This window comes from Oribacterium sp. P9 (assembly GCF_046365365.1).
Lineage (GTDB): Bacteria > Bacillota > Clostridia > Lachnospirales > Lachnospiraceae > Oribacterium.
This window is the reverse complement of sequence record NZ_JBKEIS010000006.1, coordinates 24549-49903: the sequence shown is the minus strand read 5'-3', so window position 1 is coordinate 49903 and position 25355 is coordinate 24549. Positions and strand designations below refer to the sequence as shown.

Annotated in this window: 17 protein-coding genes; 3 read left to right on the top strand and 14 right to left on the bottom strand. The window is 56.8% G+C overall.

Translation table 11 applies throughout. The features are described from left to right. Positions 1-6: 6 nt before the first annotated feature. A complete protein-coding gene (gene leuC, locus ACK8P7_RS05475; protein ID WP_410043215.1) occupies positions 7-1272 on the bottom strand; it encodes a 3-isopropylmalate dehydratase large subunit in 1266 nt (421 codons plus the stop codon). A gap of 397 nt (positions 1273-1669) precedes the next feature. Between leuC and ACK8P7_RS05470 the strand changes: the two genes are divergently transcribed. Continuing rightward, positions 1670-2554, top strand: a complete 885-nt coding sequence (locus ACK8P7_RS05470) for a LysR family transcriptional regulator (protein WP_410043214.1) — start codon at positions 1670-1672, stop codon at positions 2552-2554. A gap of 394 nt (positions 2555-2948) precedes the next feature. Beyond that, positions 2949-3815: a P-loop NTPase gene (locus ACK8P7_RS05465; RefSeq protein WP_410043213.1), complete on the top strand. Its 867-nt coding sequence runs from the start codon at positions 2949-2951 to the stop codon at positions 3813-3815. Between the two features lie 135 nt (positions 3816-3950). On the opposite strand, the gene ACK8P7_RS05460 is transcribed toward ACK8P7_RS05465, so the two are convergent. The 11 genes from ACK8P7_RS05460 to groES form a co-directional block, all read right to left on the bottom strand. Continuing rightward, positions 3951-4247: an HPr family phosphocarrier protein gene (locus tag ACK8P7_RS05460; RefSeq protein ID WP_410043212.1), complete on the bottom strand. Its 297-nt coding sequence runs from the start codon at positions 4245-4247 to the stop codon at positions 3951-3953. Between the two features lie 67 nt (positions 4248-4314). Further along, a complete protein-coding gene (locus tag ACK8P7_RS05455; RefSeq protein WP_410043211.1) occupies positions 4315-5121 on the bottom strand; it encodes an epoxyqueuosine reductase QueH in 807 nt (268 codons plus the stop codon). A 104-nt stretch (positions 5122-5225) separates the two neighbouring features. Continuing rightward, on the bottom strand, positions 5226-6431 hold the full coding sequence (gene rpoD / locus ACK8P7_RS05450) for an RNA polymerase sigma factor RpoD (RefSeq protein WP_410043279.1): 1206 nt from the start codon (positions 6429-6431) through the stop codon (positions 5226-5228). Positions 6432-6679: 248 nt separating this feature from the next. Further along, positions 6680-6985, bottom strand: a complete 306-nt coding sequence (locus ACK8P7_RS05445; RefSeq protein ID WP_410043210.1) for a DUF6637 family protein — start codon at positions 6983-6985, stop codon at positions 6680-6682. A 12-nt stretch (positions 6986-6997) separates the two neighbouring features. Continuing rightward, positions 6998-8008 (bottom strand): ornithine carbamoyltransferase, encoded by a 1011-nt coding sequence (gene argF / locus ACK8P7_RS05440; protein WP_410043278.1) that lies wholly within the window; start codon positions 8006-8008, stop codon positions 6998-7000. 35 nt (positions 8009-8043) lie between these two features. Continuing rightward, positions 8044-8817, bottom strand: a complete 774-nt coding sequence (locus ACK8P7_RS05435; RefSeq protein ID WP_410043209.1) for a TrmH family RNA methyltransferase — start codon at positions 8815-8817, stop codon at positions 8044-8046. A gap of 363 nt (positions 8818-9180) precedes the next feature. Continuing rightward, positions 9181-11511 (bottom strand): NAD(+) synthase, encoded by a 2331-nt coding sequence (nadE, locus tag ACK8P7_RS05430; protein WP_410043208.1) that lies wholly within the window; start codon positions 11509-11511, stop codon positions 9181-9183. Between the two features lie 209 nt (positions 11512-11720). Further along, positions 11721-13187 carry an IMP dehydrogenase gene (gene guaB / locus ACK8P7_RS05425; protein WP_410043207.1) on the bottom strand — a complete coding sequence of 489 codons (1467 nt, stop codon included), beginning with the start codon at positions 13185-13187 and terminating at the stop codon, positions 11721-11723. Between the two features lie 93 nt (positions 13188-13280). Further along, positions 13281-13772 carry a hypothetical protein gene (locus tag ACK8P7_RS05420; protein WP_410043206.1) on the bottom strand — a complete coding sequence of 164 codons (492 nt, stop codon included), beginning with the start codon at positions 13770-13772 and terminating at the stop codon, positions 13281-13283. A gap of 79 nt (positions 13773-13851) precedes the next feature. Next, positions 13852-15471 carry a chaperonin GroEL gene (gene groL / locus ACK8P7_RS05415; protein WP_410043205.1) on the bottom strand — a complete coding sequence of 540 codons (1620 nt, stop codon included), beginning with the start codon at positions 15469-15471 and terminating at the stop codon, positions 13852-13854. Positions 15472-15597: 126 nt separating this feature from the next. Continuing rightward, the gene (gene groES, locus ACK8P7_RS05410) at positions 15598-15888 is read right to left on the bottom strand and encodes a co-chaperone GroES (protein WP_410043204.1); all 291 of its coding nucleotides are present in this window, start codon (positions 15886-15888) and stop codon (positions 15598-15600) included. Positions 15889-16571: 683 nt separating this feature from the next. Between groES and ACK8P7_RS05405 the strand changes: the two genes are divergently transcribed. Further along, positions 16572-18020 carry an MATE family efflux transporter gene (locus tag ACK8P7_RS05405; protein ID WP_410043203.1) on the top strand — a complete coding sequence of 483 codons (1449 nt, stop codon included), beginning with the start codon at positions 16572-16574 and terminating at the stop codon, positions 18018-18020. 799 nt (positions 18021-18819) lie between these two features. On the opposite strand, the gene ACK8P7_RS05400 is transcribed toward ACK8P7_RS05405, so the two are convergent. Both ACK8P7_RS05400 and gltB read right to left on the bottom strand, forming a co-directional pair. Then, positions 18820-20325, bottom strand: a complete 1506-nt coding sequence (locus ACK8P7_RS05400) for a glutamate synthase subunit beta (protein ID WP_410043202.1) — start codon at positions 20323-20325, stop codon at positions 18820-18822. 137 nt (positions 20326-20462) lie between these two features. Beyond that, positions 20463-24992, bottom strand: a complete 4530-nt coding sequence (gene gltB, locus ACK8P7_RS05395) for a glutamate synthase large subunit (protein ID WP_410043277.1) — start codon at positions 24990-24992, stop codon at positions 20463-20465. Positions 24993-25355 lie beyond the last annotated feature (363 nt).

Here is a 25355-nt window from a genome sequence, read left to right as displayed (position 1 = left end):
CCGGAGTTAAAGTCCTAAGTCAGCTGGTCCTGAGATCTTACCGGTGACGGCAGATGTGGCTGCAACGGCCGGGGAAGCGAGATAAATCTCGGAGGTGGTGTCACCCATACGGCCGACGAAGTTACGGTTGGTGGTCGAGACGCAGCGCTCATGCGGTGCGAGGATACCCATGTAACCGCCGAGGCATGGTCCGCAGGTCGGGGTCGATACGACCGCGCCGGCTTCGATGAAGTCCATGACGAGGCCTTCCTTCAGCATCTGCATGTAGATGTCCTGGGTGCCCGGGATGACGATGCAGCGTACATCCGGTGCCACCTTGCGACCACGCAGGATCTCTGCCGCCTCGCGCATATCCTGGATACGTCCGTTCGTGCAGGAGCCGATGACGCTCTGGTCGATCTTGATGTCCCCGAAGCTGCCGAGCTCGTGGGTGTTCTCCGGAAGATGCGGGAAGGAAATCGTCGACTTCAGAGTCGAGAGGTCGATCGTCACCTCACGTGTGTACTCCGCATCCGCGTCCGCCTCGTAAACGGTGTACGGCTTCGTAGAATGCGCCTTCATATACTCGATGGTCTTCTCGTCAACCGGAAAGATACCGTTCTTTCCGCCCGCCTCGATCGCCATGTTGCAGATCGTGAAACGGTCGTCCATGCTGAGCTCCGCGACGCCCGGGCCGGTGAACTCGATGGACTGGTAGCGTGCACCATCCACGCCGATCTCGCCGATCAGGTGCAGGATGACGTCCTTACCGGACACCCACTTCTGCTTCTTGCCGATGATGTTAACCCGGATCGCCGTCGGCACCTTGAACCAGAGCTTGCCGGTCGCCATCGCCGCCGCCATATCGGTGGAGCCAATACCGGTCGAGAATGCTCCGAGCGCGCCGTAGGTGCAGGTATGTGAGTCCGCACCGACGGAAAGCTCACCCGCGACGATCAGTCCCTTCTCCGGGATCAGCGCGTGTTCGATGCCCATCTGTCCCACATCGAAGTAGTTCGTAAGCCCCTGCTCATGCGCGAAGTTCCGGCACATCTGTGTGCACTTCGCACTCGTGATATCCTTATTCGGAACGAAGTGGTCCATGACCAGTACAACCTTCTCCTGGTCGAACACGTCCTTCTGATCCAGCTTCTTCATCTCGCGGATCGCCACCGGCGACGTGATATCGTTGCCATGAACGAGGTCGAGCTCCGCCATGATCAGCTGCCCCGCGCTCACCGACTCCAGTCCTGCATGCTTCGCCAGAATCTTCTGGCTCATCGTCATTCCCATACTTAACTCCTCTTCTATATCCTGACAAGGACGCTACGTTGCGCTTTCCTTCTTATTTAGTGGCTCTATGCAAACTCTTTCACACACTATAGCACCCCTCCAGGTATAATCATAATATATGTTTTTGATAATCATTATCACCGTACGTTATTTTGCCTATACTTGTTTTTCGCACTTTGCACACAATTATTTGCGAGGTTATGTCAAAACATGTTACAAATAATCTTGTGTTATGTCGAAAAAATATGTTATATTAAAAATGACTCTTATTCATTGCTTTGCTTTAAAGCGTTGAAGAAATTCGGATAAGGGCAGGAACGTCATCGGAAGCATTCACTCAGCCGCATGACGATATGTTCAGTTACGGTCAGACGACCTTATCTTAGGGGGAATTATCATGGATCAGAATCTGTCAGGTTATAAAATTTTCTACGAGGTTGCGAGCTGCGGCAACATTTCGAAGGCCGCGAAGAAGCTGTATATCTCACAGCCGGCGATCTCCAAGTCCATCGTGAAGCTCGAGGACGGACTCGATACGAAGCTCTTTCACCGGAATTCGCGCGGTGTTACGCTGACAGAGGAGGGCACGGTGCTCTACCGCTATATTAAGGATGCGTTTGATAATATCAATAACGCGGAGACCGAGCTGAAGCGTATGAAGGATTTCAATATCGGCCACCTGCAGATCGGTGTATCGACGACACTCTGCCGCTACATCCTGCTGCCATATCTCCAGACCTTCATGCAGAAGTATCCGAACATCCGTGTGTCGATCATCACACAGTCGACCGCACAGACACTCGCTCTGCTCGAGCAGAAAAAAATCGATATCGGTCTCACCGCCGAGCCGCGCACACGTCGTTCGGAGCTCCGCTTCGTTCACCCGAAGCAGATTCACGACACCTTCGTCGCGACACCGCAGTATCTCGAGAATCTGAAGGCGATGTACGGCGAGGACTGTGATCCTTTCCAGGAGGGCAACGTCATGCTCCTCGACCAGAACAACATGACCCGTCGTCATATCGATGACTACTTCAAGACCATGGGCATCGAACCGGCACAGGTCCTCGAGGTCACCACGATGGATCTGCTCGTGGACTTCGCGAAGATCGGCATCGGCATCGGCTGCGTGATCCGCGAACTCGTACAGAAGGAGCTCGACGAAGGCAGCCTCATCGAGATCCCGACCCAGTTCCCGGTACCATCCCGCAGCGTCGGCTATGTATACAACGCCGGCAACACCGGAAAGTCACTCGATGCGTTCCTGAGCATTCTTGACTGATCGAATTTGGAGCAGTTCATGCGGGGAGGCTTCTCACCCGGCTGATTTTTACGAGACGCCTATGCTGAGCGTCTCTTTTTGTTTGTCCACCCCCATTCGATTGCCTTTATCTATTTACGCGCCCGGTATGGACATCCCTTAAAAATTATCCGGCTTACAAAATCACCCTGGCTGAACTGTTACGAATATAGAATTTAGAACAATCTAAGGGCCTCCGTCGGATGGACGGGAGCCTTTTTCTGTGGTATGGTTATAAGGTTGAGTGCAAAACCGTGCGTCACGATTCGGGCATACGCGTCGTTCTTCCGGGGCAGCGCACTCATGGTGATCCGTGTACACGATGAACATCGAGTCCATGGAGCGTATCTTCACATCCTGAAAGGAGTTTACTTATATGGCAGAATTAGAAAATCAGAGTCCTTCCAGCTGCAACGGCAACTGCGGTTCCTGTGGTTCCGACTGTGCTTCCCGCCACGCAAATCCAGAGGATTTCCGCGCGAAGCTTGCAGATGGCTGCAGCGTTAAGAAGGTGATCGGCGTCGTTTCCGGTAAGGGCGGTGTCGGCAAGTCCACCATCACCTCCCTCCTCGCCTGTGGCACCCACAAGGCCGGCTTCAAGACTGCGATCCTCGATGCCGATATCACCGGTCCGTCCATCCCGAAGGCCTTCGGTCTGTCGAATGACGGCGTCGGCGTCACCCCAGATGGCAAGCTCATGATTCCAGACAGAAGTGCCGACGGTATCGAAATCATCTCCTCGAACCTCCTGCTCGAGAACGAGACCGACCCGATCATCTGGCGTGGTTCCCTCATCGCACAGGCCGTCAAGCAGTTCTGGTCTGAGGTTCAGTGGAAGGACGTCGACTACATGTTCGTCGACATGCCACCAGGAACCGGCGATGTTCCGCTGACTGTTTTCCAGTCCCTCCCGATCGACGGTATCGTCATCGTCACCTCTCCGCAGGACCTTGTTTCCATGATCGTGACGAAGGCTGTAAACATGGCGGATAAGATGGGTGTGCCGGTCATCGGTCTCATCGAGAACATGTCCTACCTCATCTGCCCGCACTGCGGTGAGAAGGTCAATGTCTTCGGCGAGAGTCATGTGGATGAAGTCGCAGCACAGCACGGCCTCAAGGTGCTGGCGAAGCTGCCGATGGACCCGAAGAACGCGGCCTATATGGACGCCGGTGCGGTCGAAGGCATCGAGCTTCCGGAGATCCAGGACGCTGTACAGGCGGTCATCGATTTCAGCAGGTAATCTATAGAAAAAAATCAGCCGGGTGAAAAATCACCCGGCTGATTTTTTCGGTTTTAGCCCTTCGGAAGCAGAGCTTAGCTCTGCTGGATATCGTTCCGGAGTTTGCCTGATGCAAACTCCTACACTCTCCTACACTCAAAATAATCGGTCTTTACTACTGTACTTGACGCCTTCGCCGAGACCGGTGGAGATGGCCTCGATCACGGCCTGCAGAGCCTCCTCTTCATCTGGTCCATCGCACTCCACGCGGAGATGTGCACCCTGCTTTACACCGGCGGCCATCACGTTGAGAACGGACTTCGCGACGATCTTTCGATCTCCGTTATAGAGATAGATATTGCTTTTAAACTTGATGCATGTCTGCGTCAGCACGCCGGCCGGTCTTAAATGGAGACCCGACTCGTTAATAACATCTACTTCGCCTGTTACCATATCGCTCCCCTTCCTTTGCTTTTCTTATATACATAATACGATTTTGGAATGTCGAAATCAATGACTGTTAACGGCTAAACTCGCAGCCACAGAAGTTCTGCCGGTACAGCTCATACTGCTTTGAGAGCTCGATCGACTTCTGGTAGCCGCCGCGCTTTTTGAAATCGGACGGCAGAAACGAAAGTCCATGCGCCTTCCCGATGTCCTCGCCGATGACATTGAGCACCTCCGAGGACTTCAGCGGCGACAGCGTGAGCGTCGTGCAGAAATAGTCAAATGGGCGATGCGTTCCGACATAGTTTGTCTCTTCCGCTCCGCTCTCCACGCGCTGCGCTTCCGCACATGCCGCCGATCTTTCTTTCGCCGAATCTTCGCTGCACTGCGCCGCAGCGCATGCCTGGTTCATCTCCTCCATGTACTCCGCGGTGCGCTCGAGGCGCTGGCGGTAGCAGAGGTGGCAGCGTTCGCCGCGCTCCGGATCCCGCTCGTGGCCGCGCGCGATGGCGAGGAACTCCCGGTGATCATACGGTGGCACGACGACCTCGACGGCGCCGAGCAGATGCCCTGCGCTGTCCTGCCGCTCCACATCGATGCCCGTTTCGTGGCAGAAGCGCCGGAGCTCGTCCACGCGATGCGTGAACTCAGCCTCCGTGGAAATATTCGGATTGTAGTAGAACAGTGTGATATCGAAGTCCGCACAGAGCGCGTCCAGCACCGCACTGGAGCACGGTGCGCAGCAGCTATGAAGAAGGAGCCGAGGACGTCGCCCCGGTTGCTCCCGCCACCGGCTGATCTCCTGCTCCATCAGACGCTGGTAGTTCTTCGTATTCGGTTCCGGTTTGATATATACCGGCACTTCGGTTTCTTGATTCACTCTATAAATTCCCTCTCATGGTACAAAGAGACGATGCCATCAGATGCGCCTTCGGCGGGGGCATCCATGCGCCTCTCCGCGCTTCGCGCGGCCCTCTCATGGATTTACTGTAAGAAATCCCTGATTCTCTTCGATCTGACCGGGTTCCGCAGCTTGCGGAGCGCCTTTGCCTCGATCTGACGGATACGCTCACGGGTGACGTTAAACTCTTTGCCGACCTCCTCGAGGGTTCTCGGATGACCGTCCTCGAGGCCGAAACGGAGCACGATAACCTGACGCTCACGCTCCTTCAGATCGCCGAGCAGGGTATCGATATGCTCGCGCAGCATCACGGACTCAACATTGCCCTCTGGTGAAACGACGTTCGAATCCGCGACGAAATCGCCGAGATTCGAGTCATCCTCCTCACCGATCGGGGTCTCGAGGGAGGCCGGCTCACGCGCGATCTGCATGATCTCCTGCACCTTCTCCTCGCTCATGTCCAGGTGGTCGGCGAGCTCCTTGATGGACGGCTCATAGCCGAGCTCGAGCGTCAGCTTACGCTGCATCTTCGACATCTTGTTGATGGTCTCGACCATGTGCACCGGCACACGGATGGTACGCGCCTGATCGGCCAGCGCACGCGTTACGGACTGGCGGATCCACCAGGTCGCGTAGGTTGAAAGCTTGAAGCCCTTCTCCGGGTCGAACTTCTCGACACCCTTGATGAGACCGAGGTTGCCCTCCTGCACGAGGTCCAGGAAGCTCATGCCACGACCGGTATAGCGCTTCGCGATGGACACCACGAGACGCAGGTTTGCCTCGATGAGCCGCTGCTTCGCGACCTCATCGCCCTGGGACTTCCGCACGGCGAGACGGTACTCCTCCTCCACAGACAGCAGCGGGACCGTACCGATCTCCTTCAGGTACATACGCACCGGGTCCTCGGTACCGATCCCCTCGAGGAGATCGACCGCATCGAGGTCGACATTCTCTGCCTCGACCTGCTTGTACTCTGCCTCGCTCGGGCCCTCGTCATCGGATGCAACACCCTCGACGTCGACACCATCCTCACCCACGACATCATCGACGACATCGTCATCGTCGAGATCCGGCAGATCACCATCCTCGAAGCTGTCGAGCTCCTCCTCGAGCGGCTCGATGTCGAAGCCACGGTTCTCGATGAGGCGGTCAATGCTGTCCATCTGATCATCGGTGATCGCATAATCACGGAATGCGTCATTGATATCGGCCTGGCTGATGGTGTTCTTGTTCTGCTCCGCCTGCTTGCAGAGCGCTTCGATCTTCTTGACGAGCTCCTCCTTGCTGATTTCCGGCTTTTCATTCACCTTCTTTTTGGTGGTCTTCTCATCAGATGCTTTCTTTCTGGCCATACTACCCTCCTGTCCTACATTCCGTGGCGATGACGACACGCATCATAACCGAGTTACTCTATATTTGTCCAATGCCTACATCCAGCATACTCCGCTGATCTGCGTTTCCATCTACGCACCGTCCCACAAACTGCGGACCTCTCATGCACGCGTGAATATGAAGAAGCAGGCATGGATACAAACTCTTACACTGCCCAGACACTTACGGCTGACACCACGCCGAGTACGGCGATGAGGATGCCGACGACGAGTTCGATCGTGCCCTGTGGGCTCGTGTGCTCATGTGCCCGCTTCGCGTTCAGGATCGTATTTGCTCCGCTCACGATCTTCAGGATCGCGGCCGCGAAAAAGATCAGCGGAAACAGTACCATATTTTCGGTCGGATCGATAAACGCCATCACCGCCATCACCACGATCACGATGCCGATGATGATATGCACCATGTCGAGCATGCGGGACGGCTGCCGCCCTGCTACATTGATTCTTGCCATAAAACTCCTACGTTATTTACCGCCGAGAGTCGTATACACCACTGCCTTGATGGTGTGCATGCGGTTCTCTGCTTCGTCGAAGACGACGCTGTGCGGGCCTTCGAAGATTTCATCAGACACTTCCATCTCGGTGAGACCATACTTCTCGTAGATCTGCTTGCCGATCTTCGTGTTTGTGTCGTGGAAGGCCGGCAGACAGTGCAGGAAGATGGCGTCGTCTTTCGCGTAGCGGAAAGCGTCCGCATTGACCTGATACGGCTTGAGGTCGTGAATGCGCTGCGCCCAGACCTCGTCCGGCTCGCCCATGGATACCCATACATCGGTGCAGATCACGTCTGCATCCTGGCAGGCCTCCGGCACGCTCTCCGTGAAGCTGAGCGTCGCTCCAGTCTCTGCCGCCACCGCCTGGCAGGTCGCGATCAGCTCTGCGTTCGGCCAGTACGCCTTCGGTGCGCAGGCCACGAAATGCATGCCGAGCTTCGCGCATACGACCATGTAGGAATCCGCCATGTTGTAGCGGGCGTCACCCATATACACCAGCTTCTGGCCCTTCAGGTCACCACGATGCTCACGAATCGTCAGCATGTCGGCGAGCATCTGCGTCGGATGGAACTCGTTCGTCAGTCCATTCCAGACCGGCACATCGCTGTACTTTGCGAGCTCCTCCACGAGATCCTGGCCGAAGCCCCGGTACTCGATGCCGTCGTACATACGGCTCAGCACGCGCGCGGTATCCGCGATCGACTCCTTGCTGCCGATCTGCGAACCGGTCGGTCCGAGGTAGGTCGAGCCCATGCCGAGGTCGGCCGCCGCCACCTCGAAGGAGCAGCGCGTTCTCGTCGAGTTCTTCTCGAAGATCAGGGCGATGTTCTTACCCGGAAAGCTCGTCTTGTGCAGGGTCTGTCCCGGCTGCGCACCGGCCTTCTTCTCCGCCTTCAGACGGGCAGCCACATCGAGGAGATAATTGATTTCCTCCGGTGTATAGTCAAGTAATTTCAAAAAGTCGCGTCCAGTTAAATCAATCATCTGATTCCTCTTCCTTTCTTCTTAGTGTCATGTTAACTTCGCTGACGTAAAACTTCATACATCAGCACAGACGCTGCGACGCCTGCATTGAGCGACTCCGTGTGTCCCATCATCGGGATGCGGAGGTAGGTGTCGGCCAGGTCGGCGATTGCATCCTGGAGGCCGTTACCCTCGTTGCCGATCATAAACGCGGTCGGCTGACGATAGTCGAAGTCCCAGTGGTTCTTCGTGCCCCGGAGATGCGCGGCGTAGACCTGCACGCCCTCGGATTTCATGCGCTGAATCTCCGCCGGCAGGTCATCGCTGACCATAAACGGCATACGGAACATCGCGCCCATCGTCGCACGCACCACCTTCGGCGAGTACACATCCACGCAGTCGCGGTTCATGAGGATGCCATCGACCCCCGCCGCCTCCGCGGTACGGAAAATCGTGCCCATGTTGCCTGGATCCTGCAGCGTATCGAGGATCAGGAAGAAGTCGCCCGGAAGCTCCGTGTACTTCTTCTGTCGCACCACCGCGAGGATGCCCTGACTGTTTTTCGTGTCGGACATGTGCTCCATCAGCTCACGCGGCACCTGAAAGATTTTCAGTGCCCGCTGCGCCCCATCGCCCGCAGCCTCCGGCAGGCGACCGTCATAATCGTCTGCCACGAAGATCCGCTCGATGTACGCCGCCGGAATCTCGCTGCACAGCCGCTCGCCCTCCGCGATGAAGAGCCCGCTCTCGCGACGCGCCCGCGCCTTTTTCTCGAGGTCCCGTACCTCTCTGATCAGTTTATTTCCAGTGGATGTAATTCGCTCCACAGCGCCTCCTAAAACTCTTAAATACTTGCCTCACTCATGGATATACAAGGAGACAATGCCATTATATGCGCCTTCGGCGCGGGCATTGTCGTTTGATTTTGCCACTTCGTGGCAAAACGGCCTCGCCGCCCGGGGGCATCCACGAGCCTCTCCGCGCTCCGCGCGGCCCTCTCATGGATAACGTTAGCATTATTAATAGTGCTCGTTTATCCACATTTTTCAAGTCGGTCGTTAAACTAATTGAAGGATCACAGCTCAAACCTGGCGTTATATCTTATTTCAGACAATTAAAAAAGCCACCGCGCTTCCGGATCTTCATCCGACTGCACGATGGCCATCGTCACTAGTTTATTTATCGTAGCTTCAGTCCAGCTCCTTCAGCTCGTCGATCCAGATCTGGACGACGGCGTCGCTCGGCATACGGAGATCACCGCGCGGGGAGACTGCGATGGAGCCGACCTTCGGGCCGTCCGGGAGGCAGCTGCGCTTGAACTGCTGTGAGAAGAAGCGCCAGTAGAACTTCCGAAGCCACTTGAGGATCATCGCTGCGTCATAGACCTCCGCCTGTCCCGCTGCCAATGTCTCTGCCGCTGCTGTCGTCACTTCACCCACAGGCTGTACTCCCTCATCACTCTTCGCCACCACGTCGTTCTTCGCCTGCATCCCCACCTGATTCTCTGCCGAGAAGGCGTGGAGCGCGAGCGCGTACACCTTCCGCGGGCTGAAGCCGTAGCGCAGGATCTGGTACAGGAAGAAGTCGTGAAGCTCATACGGGCCGACGAGGTCCTCGGTCTTCTGGCTGATCTGGCCGTCGCCGGTCGGCGGCAGCAGCTCCGGACTCACCGGCGTATCGAAGATGTCGTTCAGACAGCGGGCGAGGTCCGCGTCCTCCGAAGTATCCGCGACGAACTTGACGAGGTAGCGCACCAGCGTCTTCGGGACGCCGGCATTGACGCCATACATCGACATATGATCGGCGTTGTAGGTCGCCCAGCCGAGCGCGAGCTCACTGAGGTCGCCGGTGCCGATGACGATGCCGTTCGACTGATTCGCGATGTCCATAAGGATCTGCGTCCGTTCACGCGCCTGCGCATTCTCGTAGACCACAGAGTGATCCTCCGGATCGTGCCCGATATCCTGAAAATGCTGCAGCACCGCGGCCTTGATGTTGATCTCCCGCAGCGTCGCGTGCAGAAGACGCGTCAGTGTCACCGCGTTATTGTATGTGCGATCCGTGGTACCGAAGGCCGGCATGGTCACGGAAATGATATTCTCACGTGGCAGACCCAGCATATCGAAGGCGCGCGCGATGACGAGCAGCGCCAGGGTCGAGTCGAGGCCGCCGGAGATGCCGACCACGGCCGACTGACAGCCGGTGTGCTCGAGTCGCTTCTTAAGACCGAGCGCCTGGATCGTGAAGATCTCATCACAGCGGGCATGACGCTCCGCCGCGCTGCTCGGTACGAACGGCTTCGGGTCGACATAGCGTCGGAGGTCGGCTGCGTCCGCCGCGAGCTGTCCGGCCAATGTCTCCGCCACTACACCGGTGGCCGCCCGGGACGCCCCGCCGACGCCCGTCTGCGCTGACGCGCCGGTCGCTGTCACCGCGGTCGGCGCCTGCTGACCGACGTACGCCGCGAAGACCTCCTCGAAGGACTTCTTGCGCGGCTGTGCGGCTGCAGGCGAAGTATTCTCCGCATCGTCCGATGTCTGTGCCGCGCCCCCGGCGATTTCCTTCGCCGGACCCACGCCCTCGCCCGTCTTCTCGGCTACCGGCGTGAAGCGGAACTTCACGATGCTGTACTCGTCACGGAGCGCATCATCGATCTCCGGGAAGGTCGTCATGCGGGCACGCTCCTGCATGATGCGCTGGAGGTCGACATCTGCGATGTAAAGACCGGTGTTGAAGCGCTTTCCTTCCGTCACGACGGAGCCGTTCTCCGCGATGATATCCTGGCCACCGAAGACCAGGTCCGTGGTAGACTCCCCGTCGCCAGCATTGGCATAACAGTAGACGGACACAAGCCGCGCACTGGTCGAGCGGATCAGCTCCCGACGGTAGCTGTCTTTGCCGACGGTCTCATCGGAGGCCGAGGTGTTCGCGATCACGGTCGCACCGGCGAGCACATGGCGGGTCGATGGCGGATCCAGCACCCAGACGTCCTCACAGATCTCACATGCAAGGCGGAAATCCGGACGATCCATCGCCTCCACGAGGATGTTCATGCCAAACGGAATCGCGTACTCCTCACCCGTCATCGCCGAGCGATGCGTCAGCGTCACGACACGCGTCTGTCCCGGTGTGAACCAGCGACGCTCATAAAACTCGCTGTAGTTCGGCAGGTTCTTCTTCGGCACCAGCGCGAGGATGCGGCCGGCGTGCAGCACCGCCGCACAGTTATAGAGCTTGTGGTCGACCATATACGGCACACCGACCACCGCCACGAGCTGCGTGCGACGTGTCGCCTCTGCTACCTCATCGAGCGCCGCCGCTGCCCGCTCGATCAGGATCGTCTGGTGAAACAGATCCGCACAGGTATACGCCGTCAGCACCAGTTCCGGAAACACCAGCAGCGAAACACCCTGACGATCCGCCTCCACGATCTCACGAAGCACCGCCTCGGTATTAAAACGCACATCAGCAACTTTGATTTTCGGCGTGGCCACCGCCACCCGCAGGAATCCTTCGATCATAACACACTCTTTCAGAAATAGAATTCAAATGTAGACATCGACCGCAATACAGCGACCTCGTGCCATAAGATGGATATAATTTTAGCACGGAAATAAAAAAAGGTCAGGCCCATAGCAGCCTGACCTTTCGGGTAATTGATAAATCAGTTTCGTCTGTTACCGGAGTACTGTGCTTCTGTTGGCGGCACTCCGGTCATACGAACTGTTTTTTAGTCGTTATTCTCTACCGAGTAGTTCGGTGCTTCCTTCGTGATATGAATATCATGCGGATGTGACTCCTTCAGGGAAGCGCTGGAGATCTTCACGAACTGGCTGCTATGCTGCAGCGTCGTGATATCCTTCGCACCACAGTAGCCCATACCTGCACGGAGACCACCGACGAACTGGAAGATGGTATCCTCTACACGGCCCTTGTATGCGACACGACCCTCGACACCCTCTGGTACGAGCTTCTTCGCGTTCGCCTGGAAGTAACGATCCGCAGAACCGTTCTTCTGCTTCATCGCACCGAGCGATCCCATGCCACGGTATACCTTGTACTTACGGCCCTGGTAAAGCTCGAACTCACCCGGTGCCTCGTCGCAGCCTGCGAATACAGAACCCATCATGACGGTGCTGCCACCTGCAGCGATCGCCTTCACGACATCACCGGAGTACTGGATACCACCATCGGCGATGATCGGGATGCCGTACTTGTCGGCTACCTCGAACGAATTCATAACCGCAGATACCTGTGGAACACCGATACCGGCAACGACACGGGTCGTACAGATGGAGCCCGGTCCGATACCGATCTTTACGCAGTCGGCGCCGGCCTTGATGAGGGCCTCGGTCGCCTCACCGGTCGCGACATTACCTGCGATGATCTGAAGATCCGGGAACTTCTCCTTCAGCATGCTGACGCACTTCAGAACGTTTGCACTATGGCCATGTGCAGAGTCGAGAACGACGACGTCTACATGTGCGTTGATGAGCTCCTGTGCACGCTCGACAACATTGGCTGTGATACCGAGTGCAGCACCGCAGAGGAGTCTGCCCTGTGCATCCTTCGCCGCGTTCGGATACTTCATCTGCTTCTCGATATCCTTGATGGTGATGAGACCCTTCAGATTACCCTCATCATCGACGATCGGGAGCTTCTCAACCTTTGCACGTGCGAGGATCTGCTTCGCTTCCTCGAGGGTGGTACCCTCCTTCGCCGTTACGAGGTGCTCTCTCGTCATGCACTCGCTGATCTTCTTCGTGTAGTCCTCCTCGAAAACGAGGTCACGGTTCGTGATGATACCGATGAGCTTCTTGCCCTCGGTGATCGGCACGCCGGAGATGCGGAACTTCGCCATGAGATCATTGGCATCCTTCAGGGTATGATCTGCGGTCAGGAAGAACGGATCGGTGATGACACCATTCTCCGAGCGCTTTACCATGTCGACTTCCTCTGCCTGCTGCTCGATCGACATATTCTTGTGGATGATACCGATACCACCGCAGCGCGCCATGGCGATCGCCATCTGATGCTCTGTAACGGTATCCATACCTGCAGAAATGAATGGAATGTTGAGATGAATTGACTTCGTAAGATAGGTGGAAACGTCGATTTCGTTCGGAACGACCTCGGAGTACTGCGGAACGAGCAGCACGTCATCAAACGTAATACCATCACCGATAATCTTGGCCATAGAAGAATCTCCTTTCAAATCGCGACTTTTCATAAAATTTAAACGAGTATAACAAAAGGCGGATTGAATTTCAACCCGTCTTTCATCCAAAAATCAGTTCAGTTTTACCTTCTGCGGTGTACATCTTCTCGCCTCGCGCAGCAGTGCATCGGTCACTTCGATATACATGCAGGTCTTCTGCCCCGCACGGTTGTATACATAGCCGAACTTCCGATCGGCCGGACAGTCGCCGGCACAGTCGATGACCTTCGCGTTCTGGAGCTCTGCACGGACCGCGTCCGAGTTCTGCGGAGCGAGTACGATCAGCTCGGAAGCATTCGTATCAACCAGCTGACGACGGCGCGTCTTGTTGAGGATCTGGTCCATCGTGAAGCCACCGCCGACATAGGTATACTCATACTCCACCTTCGAGAAGAGCCAGACCACGTAGGTGCCGAGGCTCACCGCGATGAAGAGCAGGATGCCGAACACGTTATAAAACGCAAACAGCAGTGACAGTACGGACAGCGCGCCCGCGATCACCAGCAGCACCGTCCAGTAGGCCGGCTGCTTTCCCTTCGTCATGTGCTCGATATAATCATCCATCTGTCATCCTCCTGTTTCCTTGGTTTCAAAAATCCGGGCCGCGATGCGACCCGGATTTATTATAACGCATTTTATTTAATTAGTACATTCCACCCTGTGGCTGTGCTGGCATAGCAGGTGCTGGCTCCTTGATATCTGCGACTACGCTCTCAGTGGTGAGCAGTGTAGAAGCGACGGAAGCCGCGTTCTGAAGAGCGGTTCTGGTTACCTTCGCCGGATCCAGGATACCGGTCTCGAGCATGTCGACATACTCCTCGTGGAGTGCATCGAAGCCATGGCCGACCTCTGTGTTCTGTACGTTGTTGACGATCACCGCGCCCTCGAGACCTGCGTTCGAAGCGATGGTGAACAGCGGAGCCTCCAGTGCCTTGTAAACGATTCTTGCACCGGTCTTCTCATCACCCTCGAGTGACTCAACAACCTTCTTCACAGCCTCCTGTGCGTGAATGTAAGCGGATCCGCCACCTGCGATGACGCCCTCTTCCACTGCGGCACGGGTTGCGTTCAGCGCATCCTCCATACGAAGCTTTGCTTCCTTCATCTCGGTCTCAGTAGCTGCGCCGACCTTGATGACAGCGACACCACCAGCGAGCTTTGCCAGTCTCTCCTGGAGCTTCTCGCGGTCGAAATCAGAAGTTGTGGTCTCGATCTGCTTCTTGATCTCAGCGACACGGCTGTCGATATCCGCCTTCTCGCCCTCACCATCGACGATGGTGGTCTTCTCCTTCGATACCTTTACGCTCTTTGCGCGGCCGAGCTGCTCGATGGTTGCATCCTTGAGCTCGAGGCCGAGGTCTGCGGAGATCACCTGACCGCCGGTCAGGATCGCGATATCCTGAAGCATCTCCTTACGTCTGTCACCATAGCCCGGAGCCTTGACCGCAACGACGTTGAAGGTACCTCTCAGCTTGTTGACGATGAGGGTTGTGAGTGCCTCACCCTCGACATCCTCTGCGATGATGAGGAGCTTTGCGCCCATCTTTACGATCTGCTCGAGGAGCGGAAGGATATCCTGGATGTTGGAGATCTTCTTATCGGTGATCAGGATGTACGGATCATCGAGATTTGCCTCCATCTTATCCATATCGGAGCACATGTAAGCGCTGATGTAGCCTCTGTCGAACTCCATACCTTCGACGACGTCCAGCTCGGTCTGCATGGTCTTGGACTCCTCGACGGTGATGACACCATCCTTGGAAACCTTCTCCATCGCATCGGCAACCATCTGGCCGACCTGCTCGTCACCAGCAGAGATGCCGGCAACCTTTGCGATCTGATCCTTGCCCTTTACCTTGGAAGACTGTGCCTTGATGGACTCCACAGCTGCTGCCACGGCCTTCTGGATACCCTTACGAAGGATGATCGGGTTTGCACCCGCCTCAAGGTTCTTCATACCTTCCTTCACGATCGCCTGTGCAAGCACGGTCGCTGTGGTGGTACCATCACCGGCGACATCATTGGTCTTCGAAGCAACCTCACGAACGAGCTGTGCGCCCATGTTCTCATACGGATCCTTCAGCTCGATGTCCTTCGCGATGGACACACCATCGTTGGTGATCAGCGGAGCACCGTAGCTCTTATCGAGTACTACGTTTCTGCCCTTCGGTCCGAGGGTTACCTTTACTGTATTTGCAACTGCATCCACACCAGCTTCGAGAGCCTTTCTGGCCTCGACACCATACTTAATTTCCTTAGCCATAGCTTTATCCTCCTGATTTACGAAGCATCCTCTGTTCTTCGTCCAATGCTTCCTTCTCTACATCCTCATGTCGGTCTGACGTCCTGCCCACTTCTGCGTGGACCCGACGCGACATCCCGTCGGTTGTTACTTCTCGATGACTGCCAAAATATCGTTCTGCTTTACGACTGTATACTTATGTCCGTCAACCTCGACCTCAGATCCCGCATACTTCGAGAAAAGAACGTGATCGCCGACCTTCACCTGCATGGTGATGTCCTTACCATCGACCACTCCACCAGGACCGACCGCTACAACGAGTGCCTGACCCGGCTTCTCCTTATCATTCTGACCTGGAAGAACGATACCGCTTGCAGTGGTCTCCTCCATCTTCTCCTTCTCAAGTACGACTCTGTCAAATAATGGAACCAGTTTCATTTGATTGACCTCCTTAATATCTGCTTTCAGCCCTTCGGATTTTCGCCTCCCGGCGATGCTGTTTATATGAAGCCCGGCACGCATGCGCTGTCGACCGATCACTTCATCCTGCAATCATGCTGTTTTCCCAGCACAAGCGCCTGATCTCCCGATCTTCCAGCCATCGATCATCCGATCGCTCTGCGTCCAACCTTCTTTTCTAACAACAAAACGTATTATAGAACGGTCTGTTAGCAACGTCAAGAGGTGAGTGCTAACAATTTGTAGATTTCACATTTCCTTCACAAACACGCGCGGCCCGGAAATTTGTAACAGTTCAGGCAGGGGACCCGGAGGGGCTGCAACGGAGGCACAGTACTCCGAGACCGGTTCAATCTAAGCCGGGGACCCTAAGCGGCACTAGGCCCTCTGCAATCACTGAGTTTTCTTTATGAAAACTCAGCGTTGCAGAGGGTGCTAAGGAAAAAGTACCAAGTGCCGCTAAGGGGACCCGGCTTGATTTCACACGGTCTCTATGTATGGCCTCCGTTGCCGCCCCTCCGGGGACCCACCGCCTGAATTCTAATGAAATTTTCCAGCTTATATCAGCCATAAACGTGTACTAGTTTCCAAATCCTCTGCGATTCGCTACAATAATGAATTAAACGCAGGCATTCATACACTACCTATATCGAGGACTTACCATGGCTCAACATAATCTCGCGAAGGGCGATCTCTTCCATAATATGATCCTGTTTTCACTCCCATACCTTCTCAGCTACTTCCTGCAGACGCTCTACGGGCTCACGGATCTGCTCATCGCGGGCCGCTTCAATGGTGCCGATGTCATCTCGGCGGTTTCGATCGGTTCGCAGGTTATGCACATGGTGACCGTCATGATCGTCGGCCTCGCCATGGGCACCACCGTCATGATCGGGCGTTTCGTCGGTGCAGAGGACGAAGACGGCATCCGACGCGCCATCGGGAACACGATCACCCTCTTCGCGATGATCGCCGTGCTGGCCACCTGTGCCCTGCTCGGACTTACGCAGCCGATCGTCCAGCTGCTGTCGACACCGCCCGAGGCCGTCCCGGGGGCCCTCGCGTACCTCCGCATCTGCTTCGCCGGCATCCCCTTTATCGTCGCATACAACATCCTGAGCGCGATTTTCCGCGGCATGGGTGACAGCCGCAGTCCGATGCTCTTCATCGCCGTGGCCTGTGCCCTCAACATCCTGCTCGATCTCCTCTTCATGGGGCCAATGCAGCTGGGCGCAGCGGGTGCAGCGCTCGCGACGGTCGTGGCGCAGGCCGCGTCGGTGGCGTTTGCACTCGTCGGCATCCGGAAGACAACCGCGGGCAGCCGGCAGCATGGTACCGCCGACGTCCGGAATACTTCTGTGGAAGCAGCCATAGAAAACAGGGTGGAAACGCAGATCCATGCATCCGAAGGCGCAGCGACGTCTTCAAACGAACACGCCTGCGTGGATCGCAGCGCCTGGTGGGACCCGGCGATGCTGCACCAGATTCTCAGCATTGGCCTCCCGATCGCCTGCCAGGACGGCTTCATCCAGATTTCGTTTCTGATCATCACCGTGATCGCGAACCGGCGTGGTGTCGACATCTCGGCGGCAGTTGGGATCGTCGAGAAGACGATCAGCTTCCTCTTCCTGGTGCCGTCCAGCATGCTGTCGACCGTGTCGACGATCGCGGCGCAGTCGATCGGTGCCGGCGATCCAGCGAGGGCGCGCCAGACACTCCGGTACGGCGTCGGCCTCGCCAGTGGCATCGGGCTCCTCTTCGCGATCCTGTTCCAGTTCATCTCCGTGCCGTTCTTCACGCTGTTCACGAAGGATCCGGTCGTGCAGGCACTCGCGGTGCAGTATATGTGCACCTACGTGCTCGACTGCGTGGTCGCCGGCATTCACTTCCCATTCTCCGGCTTCTTCAGTGCCTCCGGCCTGTCGATCCTCAGCTTCATCCATAACCTCTGCTCGGTGATCCTCGTCCGCATCCCGGGCGCATGGCTCGCCACGAAGCTGTTCCCGGACACCCTCTACGCGATGGGCCTCGCCGCCCCTGCCGGCTCCCTTCTCAGCGCCCTCATCTGCATCGCCTTCTATCTCGCGCTCCGCAGGAAAGGCCGCGTGTAAACAGATATTTCTGGAATCGTGATTACGAAATCTGAGCTATAGACACAATTTTTATATTAGCCTTTGCGTATTCAGTCGGCTCGATAAAGATCTTCGCCTGGTTGAACTTTACGGTATTCCGGTTCCGCAGTGTTCCCTCGGCTCCTAAAGATCTTCGCCTGGTTGGACTTTACTCTGCTCTTATCTAATTTTGCGTGATTTCGAAATTACTGGATATGTTTTTTGCTCGAAATAGTCGCGGATGACTGCAAACTATCCAATCATAGTTGCTTTTGAAAATAGTGGATATGTAAATCCTTTTTTCCTAAGAGGACTCCGCCCTCAAGTATCCAGCAATTTGAAAAAGAAGGATTATTGGATATGTGCCAAAGGAAATTCTTTTATACGGTTCAAAATCCATATCTACTATTTCTGAAAATGAAGATGATTAGATAGTACGCTTATATGCGTATATCGAATTTCCCAGAATACTATCTATTAAATGCCGATTTTAAAAATCATGGATAATTTCGTCTCTCGCACAAAAACGATAAAAGCTATTGAAAATATCCACGATTTTGAAATTCTTCTGTTATTGGATAGTGGCCATCGATTTTTTCTATTTCGACCGATTCGGACCTGAATATTTCCAGGCCGCGCGCGATAATTTGCTGGAAATCAAGCCGTATGCTCGCGCGGCAGCAACAAATTTCTAAAACATCAGCCGGAGTGAACCATCACTCCGGCTGAACTGTTACCGATTATTTCAAACGCCAGTACTCGGTCCCCATTATGAACCCGGGCGCTCTGCTCCGGCTGCCTACGCGAGGCAGCTGTAGCCCATCAGGTACGCGTCAACTTCGCTTGCGCAGGCGCGGCCTTCGGCGATAGCCCAGACGACGAGGGACTGTCCGCGATGCATGTCGCCTGCGGTGAAGATCTTCGCGGCATTTGCAGCAGCCGTCGGCTTCACTGTGCTTTCCGTGTGGTAGTGCTCTGCCTCCGTCTTTACGACGTGGCGCTCGGTGAGTGCGACACCGAAGGCGTCGGCGACGTAGCTCTCGCAGCCGGTGAAACCGGCGGCGATGATGAGGAGGTCACACGGAAGCTTCTGCTCCGTGCCCTCGACGAGCACCATCTGACGGTTCTCGAACTTTACCTTTGACGTGATGACGACCTTGATGCTACCGTCCTTCTTCGTCTCGATGGCCTTAACCGTCGTCTCGTAGACGCGCGGATCATGCCCGAAGACGCGAATGGCCTCCTGCTGGCCATAATCGACCTTTAGGACCTTCGGCCACTCCGGCCACGGATTCGAGGCTGCACGCTCGACCGGTGGCTCCGGCATCATCTCGATCTGGGTCACCGACTTCGCACCCTGGCGGATCGCGGTACCGCAGCAGTCGTTTCCGGTGTCACCGCCACCGACGATGACGACGTGCTTCCCCTTCGCGTTGATGATGCCGAAGGCATGCTCGCCCTGCTCGTGGAGGGCCTTCGTCTGACTCGTCAGGTAGTCGACCGCGTAGTGGATACCGTGCGCCTGCTCGATGGACGGCACGTTCAGTCCGCGCGCCTGCTTCGCGCCACAGGCCAGGACGACCGCGTCGTAGTCCCGGAGGATCGCTGCCGCGGTCAATGTCTCGCGGCCGACGTCCACACCGGTACGGAAGACGACGCCTTCCGCTTCCATGAGGGCGCGGCGACGACGGATGACGGACTTGTCGAGCTTCATGTTCGGGATGCCGTACATGAGGAGCCCGCCGATTTCATCCGAGCGCTCAAAGACGGTGACGCTGTGTCCACGGTGGTTCAGCTGATCCGCCACTGCGAGGCCGGCCGGACCGGCACCGACGACGGCGACACGCTTCCCAGAGCGGACCTCCGGGATCCGCGGCTGCATATAGCCCTCCTGGAAGGCCTTCTCGATGATGTAGAGCTCGTTGTCGTGCGTCGTCACCGGCGCGTCATCGAGCCCCTCGACACAGGCCTTCTCGCAGAGCGCCGGGCAGACACGTCCCGTGAACTCCGGGAAGTTGTTCGTCTTCAGCAGACGGCTAAGCGCATGGGCGACGTGGCCGTTGTAGACCTCGTCGTTCCACTCCGGGCAGAGATTGTGGAGCGGACAACCCGTGAGCATGCCCGCCAGCTTCATGCCGGACTGGCAGAACGGGACACCGCAGTTCATGCAGCGCGCGCCCTGCTTCCGACGCTCCTCCTCCGTGAGGGGGATGTGAAATTCTTTAAAATTTTTGATACGCTCCTCTACCGGAACGTCTTTATTCTCTTCTCTCGCATAATCGAGAAATCCTGTAACCTTACCCATGAATACTCCCTCTATCTCTATATTTTACAAACCCGGGACTGGCCCTAAAGTCGGGCTATCGAGGCCCGACTTTAGACCTTCGGGAGCAGAGCATAGCTCTGCTGGATCTTGTTCCGGAGTTTGCCTGATGCAAACTCCTACACTGCGAATAAAGACTTAAACGCTTCCAGCTCCGCATTTTCATGGGAGATGCCCTGCTCTTCGAAGTGGCTGACCGCGATCAGTACCTTCTGGTAGTCGTTCGGCACGATTTTCTTGAAGCTCGGGAGGAACATGTCGAAGTTCTGGAGGATCTCTGTGCCGAGCTCCGACTTCGTCTCCTTCACATAATCCGTGAGGATGTCCTTCAGCTCCTTGATGTCATACTTCTCGGTAACCTCCAGCAGGGAAACCATGTCCTTGTTGAGCTTGAGATAGAGCGAGTGATCCATATCGAGGACGTAGGCGATACCACCGGACATACCGGCGGCGAAGTTCTTACCGGTCGGTCCGAGGATGACGGCACGTCCACCGGTCATGTACTCGAGACCATGATCGCCACAGCCCTCGGCAACCGCCGTCGCACCGGAATTACGAACGCAGAAGCGCTCACCGGCGACACCATTCACATAGCACTTGCCGGCCGTCGCACCATAGAGGGCGACGTTTCCGACGATGATATTCTCACTGGCGCGGAACGGACTTCCCTCCGGTGGCGCCACGACGAGCTTACCGCCGCTCAGGCCCTTACCGAAGCCATCATTGGCATCACCATGGAGACGGATCGTGAGGCCCTTCGGGATAAACGCACCGAAGGACTGACCGCCGCCACCGTATGCCTCGACCACGAAGGTATCATCCGGCAGGGTATCGCCCTCCGGCGTCATGCCGTAGTGATCGGTGATCTCGGAGCCGAGGATGGTACCGAAGGTACGGTTCGTGCTCGAAACCTCGACCTTCTCCTCGTGGTGCTGACCGCTCGCGATGGCCGGGGCAAACTTCCGGAGAAGCACCGACTCGTCGAGGGTCTTCTCGAGATGGAAATCATAGACCCGCTTCGGGTCAAAGTGACGCTCCTCCTCCGGAAGGGATGCATAGCGCGGATCCAGGACCTGCGAGAGATCCACCTCTGCCGAGCGCGAGGTGACATGCGTGGCCGAAGCATTGACCGTGAGACAGTCGGTACGACCGATCATCTCGTCCACGGTACGGAAGCCGAGCTCCGCCATGTACTCGCGCATCTCCTGTGCGATGAAGCGCATGAAGTTCATGACGTACTCCGGCTTGCCCGTGAAGCGCTTGCGGAGAACGTCGTTCTGGGTAGCGACACCGAACGGGCAGGTATCCTTGTTGCAGACACGCATCATCATGCAGCCGAGGCAGACGAGCGCGGTTGTCGCGAAGCCATACTCCTCCGCACCGAGCAGTGCGGCGATGACGACGTCGCGACCGGTCATCAGCTTACCATCGGTCTCGAGCTTGACACGGTTACGAAGCCCGTTCTCGATCAGCGCATGGTGCGCCTCCGTGATACCGAGCTCCCACGGGAGACCCGCATGGTGGATCGAGGTCATCGGTGCTGCACCGGTACCTCCATCGTAGCCGGACACGAGGATGACCTGTGCGCCGGCCTTCGCAACACCACTCGCGATGGTGCCGACGCCGTTCTCCGAAACGAGCTTGACGGCGATCGCGGCACGGCGGTTCGCGTTCTTCAGGTCATAGATCAGCTGTGCCAGATCCTCGATGCTGTAGATATCGTGGTGAGGTGGCGGGGAAATGAGAGACACACCCGGGGTCGAGAAACGGGTCTTGGCAATCCACGGATAGACCTTCTTACCCGGCAGGTGGCCGCCCTCACCCGGCTTCGCGCCCTGCGCCATCTTGATCTGGATCTCGACGGCGGAGTTGAGGTAGGCACTGGTTACACCGAAACGGCCGGACGCAACCTGCTTGATAGCAGAATTCCGCTCGGTACCGAAACGGTCCGGATGCTCACCACCCTCACCGGTATTCGACTTGCCGCCGAGACGGTTCATCGCGATGGCCATCGCCTCGTGCGCCTCCTGCGAAATCGAGCCGTAGGACATCGCACCGGTCTTGAAGCGCTTCACGATGGAGGATACCGGCTCGACCTCCTCGATCGGCACCGGCTCGTTCTTCGCGGCGAACTTCATGAGGCCGCGCAGCGTATGCGGACGGCGCTCGTCGTCGATCCGCGCGGTGTACTCCTTAAACAGCTTATAGTCGCCTTCCTCGCTCCGAACCGAACGCTGAAGCGTGATGATGGTCTGCGGGTCGTAGAGGTGATCCTCGGCGCCCCGACCCGAGCGCAGCTGGTGGAAGCCGACGGAATCGAGCGCGGTATCGAGGCTAAGCCCCATCGGATCGAACGCGTGGTCATGCCTGGAGGTGACGCCCTCGGCGATGTCCTTTATGCCAATGCCGCCGACCCTCGACACGGTACCGGTGAAGTACTTCTCCACCAGCTCTTTACTTAAGCCGATGGCCTCGAAGATCTTCGCGGACTGGTAGGACTGGATCGTCGAAATACCCATCTTCGCGGCGATCTTTACGATGCCGTTCAGCACGGCCTTGTTATAGTCCTCGATCGCGGTATGGTAATCCTTATCGAGGATGCCGATGTCGATCATCTCGGCGATGCATTCATGGGCGAGGTACGGGTTGATGGCACGCGCACCGAAGCCGAGGATGGTCGCAAACTGATGGACATCGCGCGGCTCGCCCGACTCGAGGATCAGGGACACGGCGGTCCGCTTCTTCGTCTGGACGAGGTGCTGCTCGACGGAGCTCACCGCCAGCAGGGACGGAATCGGCACATGGTTCTCATCGACCCCACGATCGCTCAGGATGATGATGTTGTAGCCGCGCTGGTATGCACGATCCACAGAGATATTGAGCTGCTCCAGGGCCTTCTCGAGCGAGGTGTTCTTGTAGTAGAGAAGTGAGATCACCTCGGTACGGAAGCCCGGCTGGTCGAGGTCCTTGATCTTCATAAGCTCGACGCCCGTGAGGATCGGGTTCTCCACCTCGAGCACGCGGCAGTTGTCCGCCTGGTCCTGCAGCAGATTACCATCGGAGCCGATGTACACGGTCGTATCCGTGACGATCTTCTCGCGGAGGGAGTCGATCGGCGGGTTGGTAACCTGGGCGAAGAGCTGCTTGAAGTAGTTGAACAGGAGCTGATGCTGCTTGCTGAGCACCGCGAGCGGAACATCATGGCCCATCGACGCGGTCTGCTCGATGCCGTTCTGTGCCATCGGGAGGATCACGGACTTCACGTCCTCGTAGCTGTAGCCGAAGACCTTATAGAGACGGTCACGCATCTCCTGCGTGTGCGTCGGGATCTTCCGGTTCGGGATCTTCAGATCCTCGATGTGGAGGAGGTTCCGGTCGAGCCACTCACCGTACGGCTCACGTGCCGCATAGGCCTCCTTGCACTCCTCGTCCGCGATGATGCGCTGTGCCTTCGTGTCGACGAGCAGCATACGGCCCGGCTGAAGACGGGACTTCTGCACGATGTGCTTCGGGTCGATGTCGAGGACGCCGACCTCGGAGGACAGGATCAGTCGGTTGTCGTCGGTGATGTAGTATCTGGACGGACGGAGGCCGTTACGATCGAGGGTCGCGCCGACCACATCACCATCAGAGAAGAGGATCGCCGCCGGACCATCCCACGGCTCCATCATGGTTGCGTAATAATGATAGAAATCCTTCTTGTTCTGGTTCATAAAGCGGTTGTGCTTCCATGGCTCCGGGATGGTCATCATCATCGCGAGCGGCAGGTCGATGCCGTTCATGTAGAGGAACTCGAGGGTATTGTCAAGCATCGCGGAATCCGATCCGCTGCGCTCCACGACCGGGAAGATCTTCTCCACGTCCTTCTCGAGCAGCGGGCTCGACATGGTCTCCTCACGGGCCAGCATTCGGTCAATGTTTCCACGGATGGTATTGATCTCACCGTTATGGGCGATCATGCGGTACGGATGCGCACGATCCCAGCTCGGCGTGGTGTTCGTCGAGAAACGGGAGTGCACGATGGCGATGGCGGTCCGGTAATCCGGATCACGCAGGTCATCATAGAAGGCACGGAGCTGCTTTACCAGGAACATGCCCTTATATACGATGGTTCGGGAGCTCAGAGAACAGATATAGGTATCCTCTGAGGACTGCTCGAACTCACGGCGAAGTACATATAAACGCCGATCAAAATCGATGCCTCTCTCCGCGTCCTCCGGACGCTCGATGAAGCACTGCAGGATATGCGGCATGCAGTCGACCGCCACCTGGCCGAGGATCTCCGGATGCACCGGTACCTCACGCCAGCCGAGGAAACGGAGTCCGTTCTTCTCGGTGATGACCTCGAACATGCGCTTCGCGAAGGTCCGCTTCAGCTGATCCTCCGGGAAGAAAAACATGCCGACACCGTAGTCGCGCTCGTCACGCAGCTGGATGCCCTGCGCGAGTGCCGTCTTCTTAAAGAAGCTGTGGCTGATCTGCAGGAGGATGCCGACGCCGTCGCCGACCTTACCGCTCGCGTCCTTACCGGCGCGGTGCTCGAGCTTTTCTACGATATGCAGTGCATCGTCCAGGACGCGCGTATCCTGGTGGCCGTCGATGTTCACGACGCTGCCGATACCGCAGGCATCCTGGGTGAGCTCATTCATGTCCTCGAGGGACTGGGGACGCCAGAGTGTGTTGTGTCCCCTGTACTGCTCTGGCACAGTAAAGGTGTTCTGATTTTGATAAGTATTCATATATACTCCACTAATTTTTGGTACGAAGAAATCGGTCATGGAGGTCGCGCCCACTCAGTTCAAAGTACGGAACCCAGTGCTGTGTTCGTGACGCCCTGGTCAGAACAAGTTCTGACCGTTCGTCGCGTACACAGCGCAGGAACCCGTTCTTTGAATTCGCAAGCTTGCGACCTCCATGCGCCGATTTCTTCTGCCGTACGTTCGTGGCGATCTCATGCGCCGATTTCTTCTACCGATAGATTTCTTTAGAAAAATTTAATGGGGTCAGACCCC